We start from the raw sequence: 24207 nt of genomic DNA, 5'->3' as shown, positions 1-24207 counted from the left end.
AAGCCCCATAAAGTTATTCTGGTGATTGCTTCCAAATGTCTGAGAAAAGCTTAAAGAAAAACTAACAAGGTTTGGATATTGCGGCACTTCAATCTATTAGTATTAACCAAACTTAGAAATTTTGATGCATTGATATTTTTGATTTTAGATATTTGATTTTAGATTTCGAACCAGATATGATATAATGGAAGTAATATCTCAAATCAAATAGTATTTAATTAAATGTAAAACAACTTTCTATTTAGGATCTTCATTAATAGTTTTGACAGCTTCAAAAATTCACCTTGCAAATCATCTTCTTAATAAAATTTGAATATTAAAATTTAAATCGAACACAGGTTAATTGAACAGGATAAAACAGAAACTCGGATTTTCTGAATTTTAAGATAACAAAAGGAAAACCGGAAGTAAGGATCTAGTTTTCTTCCGGTTTTTGTCCTGAATACAGGATACTATTAGGGTAGTTTAATTGCTAAATCCTGGATAAAGATCATTACTAGTAAACCCAGGAGTTTGTTCCAATAATCCATTTGAAAGATCGATTTGTCTCTGAGGAATAGGGAAGAAGCCTTTGGTTTCATCATAACGAGCACTATAACCTTTGCTATTAAGCCCGTTAAATACTTCAGGACTACCAAAGTTATATACTGGTGTTCCCATCTGAGTCTCAAGGGCAGTTTTGGTATAATCTGCACCCCAACGACGCATATCGTTCCAACGCAATCCTTCAAAAGCAAGCTCATGATGACGCTCCTTTTGAATATTTTCCAACGAATATGCTACCGGATCAAGGCCAACGCGACCACGTACCTCATTCATATATGAAGCGTCTTCAGTTAACTCAGACATCATCAGTAACACATCGGCAAAACGGATGAAAATCAAATCATCACCATGCGATAACTGATTATTGTCTTGATTACCGTACATGATGACGCTGTAATCATTCTTAATTGAGCCATCAGCGTCTTTTGCGGTGACACCATTATATTTCTTACCCCAATAATTACTTTCCATCACAAAATCCCATTGACCTTTTGCGTAATTAGGAAGCTCAGATTCAATATCAATTACAGAAGCCCAAAGACGGATGTCGTTAGGTTCATCAATCTGCCATTGATCAACAATATGTTTAGGGATAGAGTTACCTTGTCCCCAACCTCCTGCAAAAGGAAATGTATTAGCTACCGATTGCAATCCTCGCAATGCGAAGAACAATTGAAACGTATTACTATAACCTCGTCTTATGTCCCAATTGGCAAAGTTCGAAAACTTAAGCGCAAATACTGTCTCAGGGCTTACAGCACCATTATCAGCAGCATATAGAAGATCCTTGTCTGTTTGCTCCATATAATCAGTCATGTAAGGATAGTCGTTGATTGTCAAAGAATTTGTATAAGGCCAAAGTTCGTGATAATCGTCAACCAAATAATGTCCGCTGGCACTGATGCATTCTCCCAACCAAGAAGTAACTTCAGCCTTTGTAACACCAGGCAGTGAAGCCTCTTGGTAAAAACCGGTATAAAAAAGCCACACACGAGCCATTAAGGCTTGAGCTGCCCAAACAGTTACACGACCTTCCTCTGTTGAAGAATAAGGCACTTTGGGCAATAGTTCAATAGCTGTTTTTAAGTCTAATGTGATCTGCCCGTAAATCTCTTCCGTACTTGCAGCGGGCAAATTAGCTTCTTCCGTGGTTATTTTTAGCGGCACATTTCCAAAAAGGGTCGCCAAACGATAGAAAAAGAAAGCTCTTAAGAAAAGGGCTTCTCCCTTGTATTGATTTTTCAGTTCGGGACTCACAACAATATCACTAAGCAGGTCCATATTTTCAATGGCAAAATTTGCGCGGTGAATTCCTTCGTAAGTTACATCCCACGTATGAGACAGCATTTCAGGATCTGAATACATCATGGCCTCGTATGATTGAGCTTTAATATCATTAACGCCGCCGCCGCCCAATTTTTCGTCACTGGCCACTTCACATACAAACAAATAACTTTGGTCTACGTTACGCTGTTCGTTATTCATGGTTGTATAAATACCTGCCATCATTTGCTTTGCATCATCTGCTGTCTGAGGAAAGTTATCCGAAGTTTTTTGAGTGAGTGGCTCCACATTCAGAAAATTCTCTGAGCAGCTACCCAACATCGCAGCAACAATGATTAAATATACTATTTTTTTCATAATCATCTAAAATTAAGTTTATTAGAATTTCAAATTAAATCCTACCATATAAGTTTTGGGAGCAGGATAAAAACCGAGATCAATACCTTGTACAAAACCTTGTCCATCACCATAACCTATTTCAGGATCTAAGCCAGAATAATCGGTAAAAGTAAATAGGTTACGTCCTGCCACGAACATGCGAGCTTGCGACAATGGTAATTTAGGTAACAGTTTTTTAAAGTCATAACCAAGGGTTATATTCTGAATTTTAACATAGTCACCATCTTCAATGTATAACTCTGATATATTTAACCGGTTAGTTCCATTGCCTGGAGTCATGCGAGGAATTTTATTTGAAGTTCCTTCACCATGCCAACGCCCCAAAATGTCAGTAGTATAATTATGAAATTCGTTGTCACCAAATGAACGATAAGACTTCAGTATTTGATGGCCAAATGCTCCATTACCACTCAATGAGAAATCGAATCCTTTGTAAGCGAAGTTAAGGCCAAAACCAATTCTAATATCGGGATGAGGATTACCAATCATGGTTTTATCTTCTGTGGTCACTTCACCGTCACCATTGACGTCAGAGAAAATAACATCTCCTGGCTGTGGATCAGCTTGAAGGAAGCCATGAGTCCATTCCGCAATTTGTTGTTCATTCTGGAAAACACCTTCAGTTTTGTATCCGTAGAAATAGCCCGCAGGCATTCCATTTTCAACTCGCCAAACCGGGTCGGTACCTTGTGAAATAACACTTGGATCACTTTCGAAAGCACCAGTGTTATCGCCAAATTTGGTAACTGTATTTTTGTTTTTAGAAATGTTAAATTGAGCACCATAAGTAAATTCACCCACATTGTCATTCCAACGTAACCCTAGTTCAAATCCTTTATTCTCGATATCACCAGCATTAGCAAAAGCAGCATCAGGACCCATAACATCAGAAATATTAGGACGAACCAACCAATCCTTGGTGGTTTTGACATAATAATCGAATGCCCCCTGTAGTCTTGAGTCTAAGAAATGGACATCTATACCGATATCTAATTGTTCAGAAGTTTCCCAAGTAATAGCAGTATTTGGGAGTACAGAAGGATAACCACCCAGTTGCATTTTAGAGCGATCGTTCCCGAATCTATAATTGTTTTCAGCGTCAAAGCCAATAAGGCTCAAATACTGGTAAGAATCAACATTTTGATTACCATTTTGTCCCCAACTAGCTCGTAATTTTAGGAAATCAACAACGCCATTGTCGGCCATAAAGCGTTCTTCGGTCATTACCCAACCGCCCGAAACTGATGGGAAATATCCCCAACGATTGCCTTGAGCAAAATTATGAGATCCGTCAGCACGCATCACCAGGGTAAGTAGATACTTCTCGTTGAAGTCGTAATTGACCCTTCCAAAGTATGAAGCAAGAGCCCCCCTTTCATTGGGTGCACCTCCAATACTTGTTATACCTGATGTTAACCCATCGGTATTGTCAAGATATGCGTAATCATAACCAATAAAAGTAGGATTGGCATTGGTAGCACTCATATTGGTCCCATAGCCCCATTTTTCCGCAGATTGTCCCACCAACACATCAAATGAATGTATATTCATTTTAAAATTATAATTCAATGTATTTTCAAGAGTCCAACGATATCCACTGCCTGCATTTTGGGTAATCCGACCGGGGGTCATAAATGCATCCCCAGCTAAAAAATACTCAGGTTGGTAGCTTCGGTATGAATCAGAATGCATTCTGTACCCAAAGTTAGTTTTCCAAATCAACCCTTTTATTGGTTGAATTTGAAGATAGGCATTACTATTGAGGTTGTAATTTATGGTCTCGTTTTGACCACGATTTAAATCCATCAAAGCCAATGGATTGTATATGCGTGATGATAATGCCTCAAGACCTGAGGCCTGAGCATCTGTTCTGGCATAATACTCACCTTCATCATTGTATACTGGTAGCAAGGGACTTCCTGTCATCATATTACGGATGTCGTTAGAATACATACCGCCAATGGCAATACCACTTCTTTCACGATAACTGTAATTTAAAGTTTGACCCATTTTAATGATGTCCAATCCGTCCTTCTCATATAAAATATGGTCGCTGTTCAAACGTAAGGTATACCTATCGCTTTTTGGTTGAACAGGTTTTCCCAAAGTACCTTCTTCTGACGAATAAGAAAATCCAATTGCGAACACTGAGCTTTCAGATCCTCCGGTAATGTTTATAGAATGGTTTTGGATGGGAGCATTCTTGTTTTCGGTTTCTTTCATCCAGTCAGTTCCTTTCCATCCATTTTGAATATCCTGGTATATGCCAGGAATGATTGAAGCGAAATCAAGGGGATCTTTTCCTGAAACCACACGTTCCTCGTTGTAAATATCCATAAACTGCTGAGCATTCAATAAATCAGGCATTTTATAAACATTCTGCACACCATAAAATCCATCATATGTCACCAAAGTACGTCCTTTTTTACCACTCTTGGTGGTTACCAAAATAACACCGTTGGCAGCCCTGGAACCGTAGATGGCAGCTGAAGCCGCATCCTTTAATACGTCGATCGATTCGATATCCGAAGGGTTAAGGGTATTGATATCACCACCAGCAACACCGTCAATCACATAAAGCGGATTTGAATCACCAATAGTACCCAAACCGCGAATATTCACTTTAAAACCTTCCCCTGGCATACCCGATCCTTGAGTAATGTTCACCCCTGGAGACATCGTTTGAATAGCATCTAATGCCTGTGTCGAATTCTGACGTTGTAAATCATCCGATCCAAGGGAAAGGTTGGCTCCTGTAACCAGTTTCTTCTTTTGTACACCATATCCAACAACCACCACTTCGTCCAGGTCGGCCATGTCAGGTATCATGTTAACGTTAACGGTAGTTTGAGTGCCAACTGTGATTTCTTGAGTTTTCATTCCAATAAAAGAGAATACTAATATGGCATCGTCTCCTGGAATTGTTATTAAATAATTTCCATCCATATCGGTAATAATTCCGTTGGAGGTTCCTTTTTCAAGAACTGTTACCCCGGGAATGGGCATGTTCTCATTGTCGTAAACAGTACCGCTCACCTTTTTTTGGGCAAATGCAGCAAAGCCTACAAACAAAAAAAGAAGCAAAATGAGATTTCTTTTTTTCATAGAATTTTGGCTTTAATTATCAAGTAATGATTTGTCAATTATTATTAACAAATGTTAATTAAAATCGCAAAGTATACTATTCCCCTGTTGTTTAGTTTTAATATTCGATATAATTATTAAGATTTTAGATATTTGAGCTCTAACATTATTAGATAGATTCTAGGAATAATATCTTAAAAATAGGAAACTGAAAGCCTACATATGTAACGAAGTGTTATTTGAATTAAATATATATCGAGGAATGACTGTGTTTTATAAAATGAGAGCTGAGATAAGAATAAGGGAAACAGTAAAAATAAGATAGACGAAATTTACGAAATTATAAGTCTTAATAATTAAGACATCAAATTTTCAACATTTAACACCATATTCAATGGTGAGCCATTTTAATTAATTACAAAGTTATTAGCTATTTATAATTTCATTAAAACATGTATCATTCAGACTTTTTTCACTTATTGTACACTTGACGTGGTCAATATACTGAATCTGTAAAATATTTATAAACTTTTAAGTTTCCCTTCTCCCCCAAATGAATAAGGCTGTCTTTAAGAAAATGGACAGCCTTATTATTAAATGAAAATAAAAATTAAGGTTAGGTTTCTAAAACTTCTATAATTAAATCTGACTTAGTTCAAAATCCTTTTTTTCTATGAAATACCGGGATGATTGAATTCCAAGGCTGAAATCTGGTATTGAAATTCAATAAGCAATCTCAAAAAAAAATATGGTTATGCATAAAAATATTGTTTAAACAATGACATTCATACACAAAAATTGATAATCAAACTATTTGAAAAACATCTTAAAAACAACAGCAATATCATTGGGACAATTCTCTGGTTTACGAATAACGAGAGAATCATTCGTTTGACTCCATGTGAGTTTTTCATCGATGCCCAACATCTCAATCTTTTTTATTTTCTGTTTTACATTTTCCTTGGCTAATGAAGTAATGACTATATCTTCTGTTGGGATTCCAAGAATTGTTGCATACAGAATTTTTCCTTTCTGATTAAACCTTATATCTTTTTCAGAAAATTTAATTTTTCCTTCATTAAATCCCTGGGCATTAATTGGATTATCCTGATCAGCTACTGGTCCTTCTCCAAATTTTTTCCATGGACGGGTATCGTAAATGCTTTCTTTGTTGATATCCATCCAGTCAGCAATACCTTCAAGTATTTCAATTTCTTTTTCATCAATGGTACCATCGCCACGAACAGGAATATTTAAAAGCAAATTTCCGTTTTTACTGACAATATCAACTAACATGTGAATAACTGTTTTTGCTGATTTGTACCAGTTATGATCGTATGTTGACCTGTTATAATGCCAATCACCAATACAGGTACATGTTTGCCAGACATCAGCCTGAATTTTATCGGGTGCGCCCCTTTCCACATCCCATATCATGCATTTTTTCTGGTCATCGGTCAGTACTTTTCCAAACAAAGCAGCTTCAAGATTCCCTTCGTGAGTAGCCATATTGTTATTGTAATAGTGGGCCGCAATTTGAAGTCCTGCATCACTGATCGGGTAAAGAGGAAGTGCTGTATCATCGAAGTATAACAAATCAGGGTTATACTGATTAATCAGGTCCATAGTACGGTTGTAGAATTTATCACAGTAATCCTGAGAAGGAATAGAAGCCCCATTTCCCCATGCCCATTGACTATGAATACGACCTACGCTTTCACTGCCTTTACTTAAATGATGATTTTGAGAATACAATTCTTGAGGATCCAATCCTTCCCACCAGGTTCCCTTCCCATCTTCTTTTGTTAGCTTACCATCAAAAGATATGCCTGCCAATTTTCCTTTTTTATCCGAACGCTGAGATGTTTCCATCCACGTCCAAGCATGTGCAGCATGAACACTTAATCCCAAAGGAAGATCATATTTTTTAGCTGCTTTGGCCCATTCACCGATAATATCCTGTTTGGGGCCAACACGTGTCGTATTCCATTCTTGATATTTACTGTCCCACAAATCAAGGTTGTCGTGGTGATTAGCCATTGCAAAGAAATATTGAGCACCTGCACGTTTGTATAGAGCTACTAATTTTTCTGGGTTCCAATTTTCGGCTTTCCAGTCATGAATAACCTCTTTAAATCCGACTTTTGAGGGATGCCCATAGTTCTCTAAATGCCAATTATACTGTCTACTACCTTCATCATACATAAATCGGGCATACCAGTCGCCTTGCTCCGGTTGACATTGTGGTCCCCAATGTGCCCATATACCAAATTTTGCATTTCGAAACCATTCAGGCACCTTGTATTGCTGTAACGATTCCCAAGTTGGCTCAAATTTACCAGTCTTAATTGGCTCATTATCTGTATTTACAAGCACTTGATTATCCGACTGCGCCATTAGATTCAAATTAAGTAGAACAGCTATAATTATTAACCCTATATTTTTCATATTTATGACTTTAACTTTAGTTCAATAAAAGAACCTGATAACTAACAAAAAAGAAATGAGTATTTTACTGAATTATACATTTGATATTTAAATACATACACTCAGTTCTAATGAAAGGCAAAATTATTGATATTTACTATTTAGTTGATAAATTTTGTAAAAAATTTCAACAATCCCCCAAAAGACATATTATAATCTAAAGCTCTTCAATAAAAAGAAGAAATTAAAAGTTTAATATTAAACTAACAATGATAATTAATATCAAATTTGACCTTAAACTATAGTACTTTATAAACGCCAATTACAACATATGGCTCTTCGTTTGGCTCTATTTGCGGGATTTCGAGCGTTCCTATAAAGACAGCATGGTTTAAATTGTCGTAAATACTTTCAGAAGGAGCTTCAATGTCAACCACAGATTTCACATAAAAACCACCTTCATCATCTTTGGCTGGCTTATGCATTAAGGCTTTGTTTGCAATGCGAATAATTATACCATCTTCAGTTTGAAGCAAATATCGCGCATTAAGTTCTGTATCACCATCAGGACGTACTAGCTGCCAGTCTTCACCATATGGTAAAACTTCGCCGTTAATATTTGGCCCTCTAAATGTACCACCGATAATGGGAATCATATGCCTTGAACCTCGTTTACTCTCTCCAACATTAATCGTTTTTCCGATCTTGACCTTAGCCTTCCACATCAGTTCCATTTTAAAATCGAGATAAATGCTATCTCCTTTTTCCGTTTCAGGACTTTGGGCAAAAGTATTCCTGGAAATAAATAAGAATAGCAGAATTACAGCTACTACTATACTGTTTAGTTTAGAGGTCGAGTTCATATTATTAATCTGAATGTATTAAAATGAAAGACATTAGCCTTCGCAAATACCTAAAACATTGTAATTTCAAACAACCTGAAACATGTTCAGGTTGATTAAAATACAGAAGAAAGTTATTATTTTTTAGTTTTATCTTATTACAATTTGACGACAACTTCTTCACCTGAATAATGAACTACTTTATTCAATGTGCCAACATTTTTGTCTTTAGATGCAAGTACAATGTTGAATGTTCTTTCAGTGAGCATGCCTGGGAAATCACCCTTACGTTCACCAATGGTTAGTGTTTTCTCGGCATCATTCCACTCAAAAGGAATAGTTGAATATACACCTTTTTCGTAGTTATAATTATCGTTTTCGTCTTCATAAAAAGTAAATTCACCATCGGCATCTGTGTAAATGCGGATTTCTAAATTATCCCAATTCGTCTCGGTTGCGTATTGAACTTTTGGACCAATAGGGAGAATACTTCCAGCTTTTACATACAACGGTATTGTATTTATGGTGGTTTCTTTTGAAATTTCCTGACCTCCATCAAACTTTTCATTTGTCCAGAAATCATACCAGGTTGTTCCTTTCGGTAGATAAACAGTGGAGGATTTCGTTTTTGTAAAATCAACTACCGGATAACCCTCTTTAGTTCTTGCACCTCCTTTGTTCCAACCTGTTGCTTCATCAACCTTCACCATTTTCTCAGGAGTATAATGGGCTGACAGTACCGGTGCTACAAGAAGCGACTGGCCAAACATATACTCGTTGTTCATGTCCCATACTTTCTTATCTGACGGAAAATCCATTACTAAAGCACGCATAAAACTGTTATTGGCATTGGTAACATTCCACGAAGTAGTATAAATATATGGCAACAATAAATAACGCAGGTTGATGGCACTTGCAATGGCATCGTATATTGGCTCGCCTTGTTTACCAAAATAGTAGATCTCCCGTTTCATTTCGGTTCCGTGCGAACGCATCATTGGGGTAAATACCCCATATTGCATCCAGCGTACATACAACTCCTGGAATAGTGGATTTTTCGAAGCTGTTCCGTCATTCCACGATTTATTGTAAGCACCTGCAAAAAAACCACCGATATCGGTATTGAAATTCGGATTTCCGGTCAGGGTAAAATTCAGTCCGGCCGGAACTTGATTCCGCAAGGCATCCCATGAGGAGCCAAGGTCTCCAGACCAAACATTACAACCATAGCGTTGTTGACCTGCAAAACCAGAACGTGTTAAAATAAATACCCTTTTATCAGAAGAGGCTTTGCGCTGATGATCGTAAACACCTCCAACAGTTGCAAGTGGGAATGCATTGCGCACTTTGCGGAAAGAGCCCAGATAGGTTTTATTATCAAAATCTTCTGGTTTAATATCCATGTGGTCTGGTTCAGTCGAATCCATCCACCAACCATCAATTCCCAACGAGAAAAGCCCTTCACTCAAATATTTCCAATAAATATCTCGAGCCTCGGGATTATAAGGATCGTAGACCTGCACTCCTGATGGATAATTCATATCCGGAGGCCAACCTTCTTTCCCTGATTGTGGCCATGTTTGAAAATCCATTAACATGTCCTTATCCTTCAAAATTTTATATTGTGGAGTTTTGGGACCAAAAGATGACCAGATTGAAATAATCATGTGTGCATTCAAATTATGAACATCATCGACAAATTTTTGAGGATCTGGAAACCCCGGATTTTTAAAAGACATGCCATTCCAGTGGTAATTATCACCCCAATACTGCCAGTCCTGAATAATACCGTCTAACGGAACACCTAATTCACGGTATTTTTTAACTACTCCAACAGTTTCTTCCTGAGTTTTGTAACGCTCGCGACTTTGCCAAAAACCATAGGTCCAAAGAGGAAACATAGGTACTTTTCCGGTCAGGTTGCGCATTTCAGCAACCACTCCATCAGCATTTCCGCCATACATAAAATAATAATCGATACAATCGCCAACTTCTGAAGCGAATTCGGTACCCGATTCATCGTCCGTAAAATCAGTTGGTGAATAGTTATCCCAAAATAGACCGTACCCTTTTACCGATTGAAAAAATGTAGAAAAATCCCAGGTGTTATTCTGAACCATGTGTACTTGTTGGTTGCGTTGAGACATCATCCCATTTTGAAGGATTCCAAGCCCGTAGATAGCTTCGTCTGGGGCGAGGATAAACGATTGCTTAACAGAATATGTTTCATTACCAGCATCGTTAAATGGCGTGAAAGTTGCACTTGCAGCTTTTTCCAGAAGAAGAGTATCACCATTTGATCCCAGATAGGATATGCCCCCTGTTTGGGTATCGATCTGTACCATTAATAGTTCGCTTTCCAACAAAATATGGATACCTGATTCTTTTACTTTAAAAGGCACATTTTCTGGTTCTTTAACTACAGAAAGACTTTTCTTTTCAAAAGATTCCCCTGACAGAGATTTGGTGACCCGAACTATGTCAGCCGTATAAAAGTTTAGTTCAACTACCATCGAATCAATAGTTGTCTTTATACCAGTTTCTGTCTTGACATACGATTGTGGAGTACAACCTATACCAATGAGAAGAACCAGAATCAGCATGGAGTTAATTACTTTCATATTTTATGAATTAGAATTTTGATTGTAAAGTTAAATTCTATTTTTTAGTTCTCCTCTATTGTATACAAAACAATACTTACCACCCACTTTGGTATCAAATCCAATCGTTTTTTCATTGTACCTTAAAGAGCATCTATTACCAATTTTAGAAAAAACTTCCACTTCTGTCAGCTTACCATTCTTCCACTTCATTGAAATTTCAAAACCACCTCTGGCACAAAGTCCGCACACCTGACCGTCAGACCATACATCGGGTAAAGCTGGTAATAAAAGTATCTGTTCTTCATTTGATTGTAATAACATTTCTATCACACCAGCAGCACCACCAAAATTACCATCTATTTGAAAAGGTGGATGAGCATCCAATAAATTGGGATAAGTGCCACCGCCACCACCATAGTTCACGTTTTCGGCTCCATGGGGAGGCACATAGGTCAGCAATTCACGGTAAAGCTTATAGGCTCTATTACCATCCCAAAGTCTGGCCCAAAGGTTAATTCGCCAGCCTTTTGACCATCCGGTAGTCTCATCTCCCTTAATTTCGAGTGATTTTCGACAAGCTTTTGCTAATTCAGGTTCAATTAGAGGAGTTATATGATTACCCGGATACAATCCAAACAAGTGTGTCTGGTGACGATGTTGAGGTTCAGCATCTTCCCAATCGTGATACCACTCCTGAAGATTGCCTTTTTTTCCAATCTGATAAGGGTATAATTTGGTCAGGACATTATTCATACTATCCCTCAGGGAAGCATCCTGTTTAAGAACTTCAGAAGCTCGGATTGTCTGTTTCAAGCACTCACGAATCATAGCCAAATCACAAGTAGCCCCATAAAGTGTTGCACCTCTGAAACCATCAGGGGTAATATAAGTATTCTCAGGTGATGTGGATGGTGAAGTAATAAGCCATCCATTTTTATCTTCAACCAACCAATCAAGACAGAATTCAGCTGCTCCCTTCATTAGCGGATAGGCATAATTACTAAGAAATGTTTTCTCACCCGTATATAAATAATGATCCCAAAGGTGTGTAACTACCCAAGTTCCACTCATATTCCAGCAAGCCCACATGGGATCTCCGTAACCAAAGTCTCCAACCGGATTACTCATTGCCCATATATCAGAATTATGACATGCAGCCCAGCCCTTATCAACCCCGTAAAATGTTTTAGCCGTAACTTCACCTGTTTCGGCCAGATTTCCAATAAATTGTAAAAATGGCTGATGCATTTCAGAAAGATTGGCAGCTTCCGCTAACCAATAGTTTTCTTCTACATTAATATTCATCGTATAGTTACTACTCCAGGGCGGACGAATATACGGATTCCAGATACCTTGCAGGTTAGCCGGAACCTGATCAGTACGAGAGCTGGAAATAAGCAAGTACCGCCCATACTGAAAATACAATATTTCCAATCCTTTATCCTCAGCTCCCTCAGTATACTTGATTAAGCGCTGATCTGTGGGCAAATCAGGTCTATTATAATCGCCAAGTTGAAGTTTAACTCTGTTAAAAAACGACTGATAATCCTTTATATGATCTGTTTTTATGGTTTCATACTTTCTTATTGTAGACTGCCTGAGCAATTGACTGGCAATAGACTGGTTATCTAATCCATGACTAGCTGGATTCTTATCAAAACCATTAAAGCTTGTAGCAGTACAAATGTGCAAGATAACCTCATTGGCCTCATTAACCTGAATACCACTATCACTTACAATAACCTCACCACCTTCATTCAAAACGTTGAAATGAGCAGAAAATCTTGTACCACGTTTTTCGTCAAAACGAACCGGATTATCGCTTCCCCAATAACTTGGTACAGTATGATACGGAGCATATCCTGATATTTCTAATCTGTTTGGGTTGGCGACACTCTTATATTTTAACTGACTATCAAATTTCAGATTGAAATTTAGTGCGTTTTTCTTATCAGCTGATAGTTTGATCACCATCACCTTATCGGGATTAGATACCAGATATTCGCGATAATAAGTCACCCCGTCGCACTTATAATTTACTTTAGCAATAGCATTACTAATGTCAAGCTCCCTATAATAGTCTTCAAATTCTTTTTGGTTATTAAATTCAAGATACATTGTGCCAAGAGGAGCATATGATTGGGAGAATCTACCCTGTATTTTTTTATTTAGTTGCTCTGCCAATTTATAATCTTCCTTTTCCAAGGCTTCTCTGATAGCAGGAATGTTTTTATAAGCTTCAGGGTTCATATATCTATCCACTGGTTCCCCACTCCACAAAGTAGCATCGTTAAGATGAATCTTATCAGTATGAACCCCACCAAATACTGTTGCTCCTGTTTTGCCATTACCGATAACTAAAGCCTCTTCGAAGTGAACAGCGGGCTTATCGTACCATAGTTTTAAGTCGTCATCAGAATATGAACTATTGCAACCAATCAATAGTATAGTGACTAAGATATTGAGTAAGATCCTTTTCATACATTATATTTTTTGAAGCCATTGAATTCCAATCAAATAATTCAGAGCACCTAGTTAAAACTGTCGCTCTGAATTACACGTTCAATCAATCGTTACTTGATAAAAACTACAATTAAAAATATGACTTGAGGTACTTCATAGCTTTATTTATTAATTTAAGGGGATAATCCTGGCAGCAAAACCACCCCTTCGAAGCATATTTACATTAAGAACCGAATTACTGTCAATTACCAGATGCTTTATAGAAAAAGCTTGATCGTGCTCTCCATCTGAGATTAGTGTTAGTTTGTATGTTTTACCAATTGTTAGGAAATCAAATTGAACAGTTTGATTTTTTTCCTTCGAATCAGAATTAATACTCCCCACATACCAATCATTACCTTTGCGGCGTGCTAAAACGGAAAATTGTCCCGGATAGCCATCCAGCAATTTAGTATCGTCCCAACTACAAGGTACAGTTCTCAGAAAATTTTTAACAGCATAGGGTAATCGGTAATACCCTTCAGGACGATCAGCCATGTGCTGAATACCGGATTCAAATATCACACTTAAAGCTAATTCATGTCCATAAGAAGTGATATGAGGATATTGTGAATTGGTGAAAGTTACCGGAGTATAATCCATTGAACCGACAACATTTCGCGTAAATGGCAAAGTAGTATTGTGTTCAGGTGCTGTTGTAGTAAACTCCGGACCATTATTATACCATTCGGCACCGCGAACTCCCTCATAGGTCATCAGGTGTGGATAAGTTCGCTGCCATCCACGTGGCACAAGACATCCATGAAAATACACCATTATTTCAAAACGGGCTGCATCTTCGAGTATATCCAGGTAATAGTTAATCATATTTTGCTTTTCACATTCAAAAAAATCAACTTTTACACCTGCAATTCCCATTTCTTTCAGTTTCCTAAACTCAGCCATTCGGTTCTCGTGAGTAAGCATCCTATCCTTAGGAGTTGCACCAACCCATGTATGATCGCCACCAGAATTATACCAAATCAGAGGTTTCAAACCAAGAGAGTGAATATAAGTCAATGCATCATTCAGATCACCTCCATTACTCATTGCATCCCATTCCCAATCGAGTAATGTATAAGGCCATCCCATATCAGCAGCCAAATCAGCAAATTTACATATAACCTGATAGTCTTTGGTGCCATGATTATCCGACCAATAATTCCAGGAAGACAAACCCGGTTTAATCCAGCTTGTATCCTTTATGACTGAAGGAGATGATATGTCATCAATCAGGGTTGATTCAACAATATCGGCCAAACTACCAACAATAATACTTCTCCAGGGGGATTTCCAGGGTAACGTTATTGACGGATGTATGTGGCCTGTACCTCTGCCATTCCAATCATCAGGAAAAGTGAGTTTATAAACATTTCCATCTCCAAAATTTGTTAATTTGGTTCCGCAGTAGTTTCGATCAAGATCTGCTTCATGAATCAGAAACCAACAATCGCTGTCCTGACACTGAAAAAGTGCCGGATAGCACCAATCCTGTTGTATACTGCCATCCATCTGGCAGGAATAAAGCCCTTCGTTTGCCGGATTAAATTTCTCTAACCACCTTTTGGTACTATCTGAAACAGAATAAGCTGTTAATTCATCATTTATAATATAGCTTCCTTCTTTATCAGGAAATTCATACCGAAAAGCAACCCCATCATTATAAACTCTTAAAAACAGATTCATTTTCGATTTCTGTGGAGTCACAAAAGTCACAAGTACCTCATTACCTTCATTTGTTCTATTAGAACGCTTTCCGTGCATCGAATGATAGTCTTCATACAAGCTATGTATCTTACTCGTTTTAACCAGTTTTAATTCTTTTGAGAATACCTGATCATTTCGCACCAAACCCAAATCAATGCGGGGAATTATTTCGCTATAATACTCTCCAACAAGATATTCGACCTTTAAATACCATTTACAACAGTCACTTTTCTGGTCATTTATTAATTGAACTTGAAGTTTCTTGTCAGGAGAATTAATAACAAATGCACTGGCAGAAGTATTAACAACACCCAGAAGTAAAAAAATAATCAAGGCATTTAAAGGTCTCATCGCGGTACTTAAAACAGTTAAGTTAATATGATTACTTATAAAATGGTAATTCTAATTTTCTTTAGATCTGCCTCCTTTGAACTGTTTCCATAATAAACTTCGTACTCACCTTTGGTAACTGTCATTTTTCTCTGTGACCAATCGTAGAACTCGAATGATGATGGAGGTAATACTATTTTAGCATTGACTGTTTGACCTTTTGCCAGTTCAACCCGTTCATAAGCTCTCAGGCTTTTAAGGGGTCCATCCATATCGTTAACTTTGCGTATATAAACCTGCAAAATCTCAGTTCCGCTGTGTTGCCCCACATTGGATACAGGAATTGACAGTTCAACCGATTCATTGGGCTGAATACTGTTTTTGTCGGCTTTAGCCTCTCCAATATTGAATTGAGTATAACTTAAACCAAACCCAAACGGAAACAGAGCTTCAGTTGTATAACGATAGGTTTTTCCTTTCATTGAATAATCCTCGAAATCACCCAGCTTTTCAGAGTTTTCATAGAAAGTTACAGGTAACTTTCCTGAAGGGTTATAATCGCCAAACAACACGTCAGCAACCGCTAGACCACCCGATTCGCCCGGATACCAGGCCTGTAAAATGGCATCGCAACTCTCTGTTTCAGGAGCCAATGCAATAGCCGATCCTGAGCAATTCACGAAAATCACTTTTTTGCCTGCTTCTTTCAAAGCCTTCAAGCAATTACGCTGTACCGATGGTAGTTCGATATTTGTTCGGTCTCCACCTTTAAAACCCGGATAATTAACCGGCATTTCTTCTCCTTCAAGGTTACCGGATAATCCTCCAACAAAAATTACATCATCAACTCCTTTTAACTTATTGATCAGGTTTGTATAATCAACATCTATTTCTTTACCAAAGTCAAATTCAACATTAGCCTGCCAGTTATTTGACTGATTATAGAGAATTTGAATTTTATATTTCTGTCCGGCCTCAACCTTAAAAGGTATTCGTGATGACAACGTTCTCCAGTTGTTATACTTTTTGATTGTTTCTCCATTAACCAATAATTCAAAATAACCTGTTGCGCCACCCTTAAAAACAATTTCTTCACTGACCTTTGGAACGAAATCAGTTTCGTAAATGGCCGAAAAGCCCTCCAACTTCACACCGGATGCAAATTCGTGCTGACCAGCAGTGGTCATTTTAATCGGATTTACAATTTGCTGAGTTGTTACAATATCACCTTCCCGGGTTGGATTATTCCAATAAGTTGCTTTAAATCCGGGTTTACCATCAACCGAACACTGACCAAAGTAACTAACGGTTACCTTATCTTCAACCAGGTCACAAGCTTTATCATATAATATTTTGTCTGCTGCAATTTTTGTTTGTATTCCATCGAGAATAGAAATGGTACGCACAGGGGTACCATTATAATTTCCCCATAACATAGGTTTGTCATTCGCATTAGGACCAATAACAGCTATCTTTTTATGTTTCTTTGACAGAGGTAACGCATTGTTCCTATTCTGCAGAAGAGTCATACTTTGCCTTGCAATGTCAAGGGCTAGCTGACGATGTTTCTCATTGTTAAGAACTGATGCAGGAATTTGCGCCCACGGTACAATCGAATCATTATCGAAATCACCAAGATCAAAACGGCCAACCAAAACACGCATCAGACTTTTGTCAATATCTTCCTCTTTTATCAAATCACGCTCAACAGCTTCGGGAAGGTTCTTAAATGGGTAATTCTCCCATACGCATTCAACATCGGTACCCGAGAGAACTGCTTTAGAAGCAGCATGAACAGCATCGGAAGATACATTATGAGTTGTAAAGAAGTCGGTTATTGCACCACAATCTGATACAACTAAATATTTGAATCCCCATTCATCACGCAGTATTCTTTGCAACAAACGCGTATTTCCACAGCAAGGTTCATCATCTAATCGCTGATAGGCACACATCACCTGTCTGACATCAGCCTCCTGAACCAAAGCTTTAAAAGCGGGCATATATGTTTCATACAACTCGCGCGGATTAACATTATTCAAATTCAACTCATGACGACTCCATTCGGGACCTGAATGCACCGCATAATGCTTTGCACAAGCCAGCAATTTTCTATATTTTGCATCTTCAGGTCCCTGTAATCCTTTTACCACTGCAACCCCCATGCGTGAAGTAAGGTATGGGTCTTCCCCATAAGTTTCTTGTCCACGCCCCCAGCGAGGGTCGCGAAAAATATTAACATTAGGCGTCCAAACCGAGAGACTTAAGAAACGTTTATTTTCATTACCGGCTCGTATCCATTGATGATACTTTGCCCTCGCTTCATCCGAAACTGCATCATATATATGGTACAATAATTTATCATTGAAAGAGGCTGCCATGCCGATAGGCTCAGGAAAAACCGTAACACTATCATTATTCGCATACCCATGCAGAGCTTCGCTCCACCAGTTGAACCGTTTTACTCCTAATTCAGGAATCGGATCTGATTGGTCGCACATCAGGGATGCCTTTTCTTCAAGTGTTAGTCTGGAAATCAAATCTTTTGCCCGTTCTTCAGAACTCAGGTTGGGATTTTGATATGGAAACTGGGCTTTCACTGACAAAGCAGAGAAAACCATAGCCGCCACTAAAATTCGCCTAATGTTATTCATTGATAATTATTTAAGTACACCTTTCTTTCTCAAACAAACATTAATCAACAATGGCATCATTAGCCGATGTTGCATACAAGCCTAACAAACAACCGGTAAACCCACCGGCTACATCTGTTGATAGAATATCTCCCGATACAACTCCACCTAAGTTTGTAAAATCACTATCGTTGGTTGAATACGAAAAATCATAATTATCACCCTTTGCCGAAACTTGTAAACCGATCGGTTTTGATATGTCAATTTTTGTTGAAGCAAGCACTTCAGAATTTACTTCTTTTGCAAAACGTTGTTTACTATTTCTTTGCAAAAGCAGATAGTAATCATTGCCTTTCTTTGTGACACCAAAAACATAATTGGAATGTTCGTTTTGCAAACAAACAATACCAGCCAAATCCTTTTCATTATTAGGCTTATAACTCATGGTAACACTATATGAAAAATTCTTATGCATTTGACGATAGAACAATGTGGAAGTAGGTTTCACTTCTTTAATGTTGTTTTCAAATGGTTTAATTCGAATTCCACTAGCTGCCTTTTCTAAGAAATTCTCGCGAGGTCCTCTTAATCCAATCCACCTGTAATCTAATTGTTCGCCTGAGAAATCCTCTTTATAAGTAAAGTTACCATTTGGAAAGAATTCACTTTGTCCGGTTTTATTCTCAACTCCCTCTGGTAGTTGTAATTTAGGCTCCATTGGAATCAATCCGTTTTCAAAAACAGGCCATTCACCCGACCAGTCAACGGGTAAGATAAAGGTTTCACGACCAGTATTTACACGCTGCTTTTCATTAGGGCGGATTGCTAAAAACACCCCATAGTGCTTTCCATCCGGACCTTCAATAATATCGGCATGACCAGCCCAATCCACTTTATTTGCACGAACTCTATTAAAATACCTTTGTGTAAGAATTGGATTATTAGGAGCCGGGATGTAGGGACCTTTGGGATTATCTGCTTTGAATATAACTTCGCTATGCCAACCTCCGGTTCCACCTTCGGCACACATCAAATAATATTTGCCATCTTTTTTATAAATATGCGGTGCTTCAATCCAAATTGGTTTTTTAGCCAAATCAACACCTCCATCTACAATAATCTTATCAGTTCCTTCAATTATTTGATCATTTTCAATATCGTACTCCCAAATTTTGATGACACGATGACCAACATATAATTCTTTACCCTGGTCAGGAGCATCATTGTGCACAACATAGGCTTTACCGTCATCATCAAAGAAGATCGATGGGTCAATACCGTCAAACTTTAATTTGATAGGATCACTCCAATTCTTTTTCAAAGGATCCTTGGTTTTTACAATAAAGTTACCCAATCCACCGGTAAATCCGGTTGTTATCATGTAAAAAGTATCATTATAGCTGTTATAGGTAATACCAGGGGCATATATTCCGGCACTAATACCACAGTCGGATACATCAAGTTGTGATTCACGGTTTAACACTCCACCAAGGTCTGTCCAGTTGACCATATCTTTAGAATGAAAAATCGGAACCCCCGGAAACATGGCAAATGATGAACAAACCATAAAATAATCGTCACCTTTTTTAGCTATGGCCGGGTCGGGGTAACAACCTTGCAGGATTGGATTATAAAACTCATTCTCTTTTAAGGGGTTGTTACTATACACCTCGTCTGTACCCTCATAAATAAAGGCTGAAAAGACTGGCGCATTCGTCACTTTATCTTTCTTTATCGGTTGTTTCGCATATACATTCAAAGTTATTAGTAATGCAATTAGTGTCCATATTGTCTGCCGGGTATTCTTCATTGTCTACAATATTTTTAATATACAATTTATTATTCATAAAGCCACATTGGCCGATGCTATTAATTGAAGTATTGAATATCTATCTTACCAAATACACAAACCTCATTTGGAGTAAAACTAATTGATAGAAAAAGGTTACTATTTAAATCTTAGATATTCCATCTATAATTTCGGATATTTCGTTTGAAGTTCGCTTTAAAACAATGACCGCGTACAGTTATTGCTAAAGAATCATTAAGAAGCACACATATCAGAAAGAGTATAATAAAGCTACGATGCCAATTAAACCTTATGATATAAGAAAACCTTCCAATCCACGACCAATAAAAGTCGCTTAGATTAGAAGGTTTCTGTTTTACTCCTTTATTAATTTCATTGCATAGATAAAACTAGATCATTCCATTGATAGTTTCAATCTGACCATCTTTGTCGTACTGCAGTTCAATGACTTTTAAGCTTCGTAACCAGGTTTTGCCACCAGATGGAACACAATCGTGATAAAACAAGTACCATTTATCTTTAAACTCAACAACACAATGATGTGTGGTCCAACCAACTACCGGTGTTAAAATAACCCCTTGATAGGTAAATGGCCCATACGGATTATCACCGATGGCATAGCACAGTTTGTGAGTATCTCCGGTTGAGTAGGAGAAATAGTACTTACCCTGGTACTTGTGCATCCACGATGCCTCAAAAAAACGGCGATCGTGGTCACCTGCAGAAATTACATCACCTTTTTCATCCAGAATAATCACTTCTTTGGGTTCTTCGCCAAACTCGAGCATATCATCATTCAACTTCACAACCCTCGATGGCAATGCCGGTTCATCATCAATTGGCTCATGTCCGCATTCAATGGCTTTGTTGTTTCTGTATCGCTGCAATTGTCCGCCCCACAAACCACCAAAATACATGTAATGCACACCATCTTCATCTTCAAATACACAAGGATCAATTGAATAACTTCCTTTCATTGGTGCTTCCTGGGGAATAAAAGGACCTTCAGGTTTATCACTAACTGCCACTCCAATGCGGAAAATGTCGGTTTTATCCTTTAACGGAAAATATAGATAATATCTTCCGTTTTTATAGGCTGCATCACAATCCCACAACTGGCGGCCTGCCCATGGAATGTCTTTTACATCCAGACCAACCCCATGATCAGTCACTACTCCTTCAATATCATCCATCGAAAAGATATGATAATCGCGCATATCAAAGTGATCACCATTATCGTTTTCGGGTATGCCCGACTCAACGTCGTGTGAAGGATAAATATATAACTTGCCATTAAACACATGTACAGCCGGATCGGCAGTGTATAAATGAGGTACAAGGTATCTTGGTTCTTTCATTCTGTATAATTTTAAAGTTTTTCTTATACTTACTTCGTCTGCTTAGCCAAATCAATCAGTTTTCCTACTATGGATTTTGGTTGATTTTCCCGGTCAAATAACAAAGGATAATCTGTACGTCCTCTAACTGGAAAATTGTTTTTCCACGATGTTCTGTCATTGACACCCCAAAGCGTTACCCTTGTTATATCATCAGAATGTTTTAAAAACAGATTAAAAAATTCAACCATGCGCGAATCCCACTCATTTTGCTTTTCCAGTGGAACTATTCCATCTTCATATGGATTTATTTCTTTGCGATATTCGAAATTTGTGGATATATCAGCACCTAAATCGCCAAAACTCGGATTGGGTAGAATAGACATATCCAATTCTGTCACCATTACTTTCATGCCCTCATTGGCATAGGCCATTATGGCTTCTTCATATTCCTCGATAGATGGACCACTCATTCCAATGTGTCCCTGCATGCCTATTCCGTCAATACGTATTCCATCAGCCTTAAACTTTTTAATCATTGCCACTATTGCATCGCGCCTTCCCGGGTACCATTCGTTGTAATCGTTGTAATACAACTCTGCATCAGGGTCGGCTTCGTGGGCAAACTGAAAGGCCAGCTTAATGAAATCCTCTCCAACAATCTGATAAAATTTGCTTTCACGAAATGAGCCATCTTCAACAATCGCCTCATTAACTACATCCCAACCTTTAATTCTACCTTTATAACGCCCCACTACTGTTTCAATATGCGTTTTCATACGGCCAATTAAAACCTCACGTGTAACATCGTTTCCCAAGCTATCGGTAAAAAACCATCTAGGAGCCTGCGAATGCCATATCAAGCAATGACCGGTGATGAACATGTTGTGTTGCTCACCAAAATCAACAAATTTATCGGCCAGTGAAAAATCAAAAACCCCTTCTTCCGGCTGTATTTCAGCACTTTTCATACAATTCTCGGCAACAATGGCATTAAAATGTTCTTTCACCACATCTATGGAAGCAGTATCCCGACCCGTAATTTGCCATTCATTAAGAGCTGTACCAATATAGAATTTACCAGCAAAAGCATCTTTCAGCGTTTCCTTATTTACTTGCTGTGGTCCGTTACATGCAATCAATTGCAACGCTGCAAGAACAAGTAATAAGGGTTTATATTTCACTTTTTTCATTTTGTCTGTGTTTTATTGAATTACTGTTATTTTATTGTTTTTATTCTTCATTTCGCCTTGCCATCAAATCTTTTTCGAGCTGCACTTCCATTTTTTTATTAATTACATAAAAGAAAAGCAATCCGGTAGCCACTAAGAAAGGAATTGATGGGAAAACACTAACCAGCATCTTTGCTCCAACACTAACCGATTCGGGCTGAATAATTTCCCTACCAGCATCCAACAATTCTTTATGCACATATCCATACAAACCAAGAATCCAGGCAACCAATGCTCCACCAATTGCCAATCCGGCTTTTAAACCAACCATCATGGCAGAAAATATAATAGCTGTAGCTCGGCGGTTATTTCTCCATTCGGAATAATCTGCAACATCGGCAATCATTGCCCAAAGAATTGGAATGGTAATACCGTAAAAGAAACCGTGAAAAATCTGAGATGTAAACATTAGTACCACACTTTGTGCGGGAAAAACATAAAAAGCAAGAATGAACAAGGTTGAAACAAACAATCCACTTATATACACATCCCGTTTACCATATTTGTCGGCCAGTTTTTTAGAAAAAGAAATACCCACAATCATAAAGATGATACCACCAGCATTAAATAGTCCGAAACCTGCAGAAGTTGGATCAGAGCCAAAGAAGTTGAGTCCGATAGCAGATAAAACCTTCAGAATGGGTTGAATGAATTTTTCTAACGCAATTGCATCAACGTAGTTGTTAAAATAATAAACATACGCTCCTCCCTTCATTGCCAGGGTGATAAAAATAAGAATGGTCACCGTGAGCATAATGATCCAAGGTCTATTTTTTACAAGATCCGAGATATCTTCTTTTAGAGTTGAATTTTGTTCGGGTTTGGGAACAATTCGTTCTTTGGTTGTAAAAAAGGTAATAATCAACATAATAGTTCCAGTAATAGCCAACCAGGTCATTACTACCTCCATTCCTGCTGCTTTATCGCCACCACCTGCATATTCGATAATTGGCAACATAAAAACCTGCACGAAAAACTGAGCAAACATCACCGCCACAAAACGATAAGAAGAGATACTGTTACGCTCACCCATATCACCTGTAATTACACCACTCAAAGCTGAATAGGGTAAATTGCTCCCCGCATACAACAACAATAATAAAGTATAGGTTGCTGCAGCATAAATCAGTTTACCCTGGTATGAGAAGTCGGGCGTTGTAAAGGCTAATAATGCCACTACTCCCATTGGAACCGATGTATATAAAATCCATGGTCGAAACTTTCCCCATCTAGAATTTGTTCGGTCAGCTAATGCACCAATGATCGGGTTAAACATAAAGGCTGCAACCAAACCAACAACAAGCATTATTACTGAGGCATCGTTGTTTTCAAGACCGTAAATATCGGTATAGAAATAAGCTAAATAGGTAATCAAGGTTTGAAAAACCAGATTGGCTGCCAGATCACCGAGACTATACCCGATTTTTTCGACAACAGAGAGCTTATGAGAACTTGTATTCATCATTTAATT

Annotated in this window: 12 protein-coding genes; all 12 read right to left on the bottom strand. The window is 38.0% G+C overall.

Features of this window, described 5'->3' with window-relative positions; all coding sequences use genetic code 11:
- Positions 1–465: 465 nt before the first annotated feature.
- Positions 466–2187 (bottom strand): RagB/SusD family nutrient uptake outer membrane protein, encoded by a 1722-nt coding sequence (locus KEM10_RS15375; protein ID WP_212216917.1) that lies wholly within the window; start codon positions 2185–2187, stop codon positions 466–468.
- Between the two features lie 21 nt (positions 2188–2208).
- Positions 2209–5334: a SusC/RagA family TonB-linked outer membrane protein gene (locus KEM10_RS15370; RefSeq protein ID WP_212216916.1), complete on the bottom strand. Its 3126-nt coding sequence runs from the start codon at positions 5332–5334 to the stop codon at positions 2209–2211.
- A gap of 789 nt (positions 5335–6123) precedes the next feature.
- Complete coding sequence (locus tag KEM10_RS15365; protein ID WP_212216915.1) at positions 6124–7761, bottom strand: alpha-L-fucosidase; 1638 nt, start codon at positions 7759–7761, stop codon at positions 6124–6126.
- A gap of 278 nt (positions 7762–8039) precedes the next feature.
- Positions 8040–8603, bottom strand: a complete 564-nt coding sequence (locus KEM10_RS15360; RefSeq protein WP_212216914.1) for a DUF3237 domain-containing protein — start codon at positions 8601–8603, stop codon at positions 8040–8042.
- 137 nt (positions 8604–8740) lie between these two features.
- Entirely contained in the window at positions 8741–11203 is a 2463-nt protein-coding gene (locus KEM10_RS15355) for a TIM-barrel domain-containing protein (protein WP_212216913.1), read from the bottom strand.
- Between the two features lie 30 nt (positions 11204–11233).
- Positions 11234–13666: a glycoside hydrolase family 95 protein gene (locus KEM10_RS15350; protein ID WP_212216912.1), complete on the bottom strand. Its 2433-nt coding sequence runs from the start codon at positions 13664–13666 to the stop codon at positions 11234–11236.
- 150 nt (positions 13667–13816) lie between these two features.
- On the bottom strand, positions 13817–15745 hold the full coding sequence (locus tag KEM10_RS15345; protein ID WP_212216911.1) for a glycoside hydrolase family 97 protein: 1929 nt from the start codon (positions 15743–15745) through the stop codon (positions 13817–13819).
- A gap of 35 nt (positions 15746–15780) precedes the next feature.
- The gene (xyl3A, locus tag KEM10_RS15340; protein WP_212216910.1) at positions 15781–18378 is read right to left on the bottom strand and encodes a xylan 1,4-beta-xylosidase; all 2598 of its coding nucleotides are present in this window, start codon (positions 18376–18378) and stop codon (positions 15781–15783) included.
- A 40-nt stretch (positions 18379–18418) separates the two neighbouring features.
- Positions 18419–20167, bottom strand: coding sequence for a glycoside hydrolase family 43 protein (locus KEM10_RS15335; protein ID WP_212216909.1), 1749 nt, complete (start codon positions 20165–20167; stop codon positions 18419–18421).
- Between the two features lie 389 nt (positions 20168–20556).
- On the bottom strand, positions 20557–21525 hold the full coding sequence (locus tag KEM10_RS15330) for a glycoside hydrolase family 43 protein (protein WP_212216908.1): 969 nt from the start codon (positions 21523–21525) through the stop codon (positions 20557–20559).
- Positions 21526–21554: 29 nt separating this feature from the next.
- Positions 21555–22697 carry an endo-1,4-beta-xylanase gene (locus tag KEM10_RS15325; RefSeq protein WP_212216907.1) on the bottom strand — a complete coding sequence of 381 codons (1143 nt, stop codon included), beginning with the start codon at positions 22695–22697 and terminating at the stop codon, positions 21555–21557.
- Positions 22698–22737: 40 nt separating this feature from the next.
- A complete protein-coding gene (locus KEM10_RS15320) occupies positions 22738–24201 on the bottom strand; it encodes an MFS transporter (RefSeq protein WP_212216906.1) in 1464 nt (487 codons plus the stop codon).
- Between the last annotated feature and the right edge of the window lie 6 nt (positions 24202–24207).

The organism is Carboxylicivirga linearis, from assembly GCF_018271995.1.
GTDB classification, from domain to species: Bacteria; Bacteroidota; Bacteroidia; order Bacteroidales; family Marinilabiliaceae; genus Carboxylicivirga; species Carboxylicivirga linearis.
The sequence above is the reverse complement of the archived record's forward strand: the minus strand, read 5'-3'. Positions and strand labels throughout refer to the sequence as shown.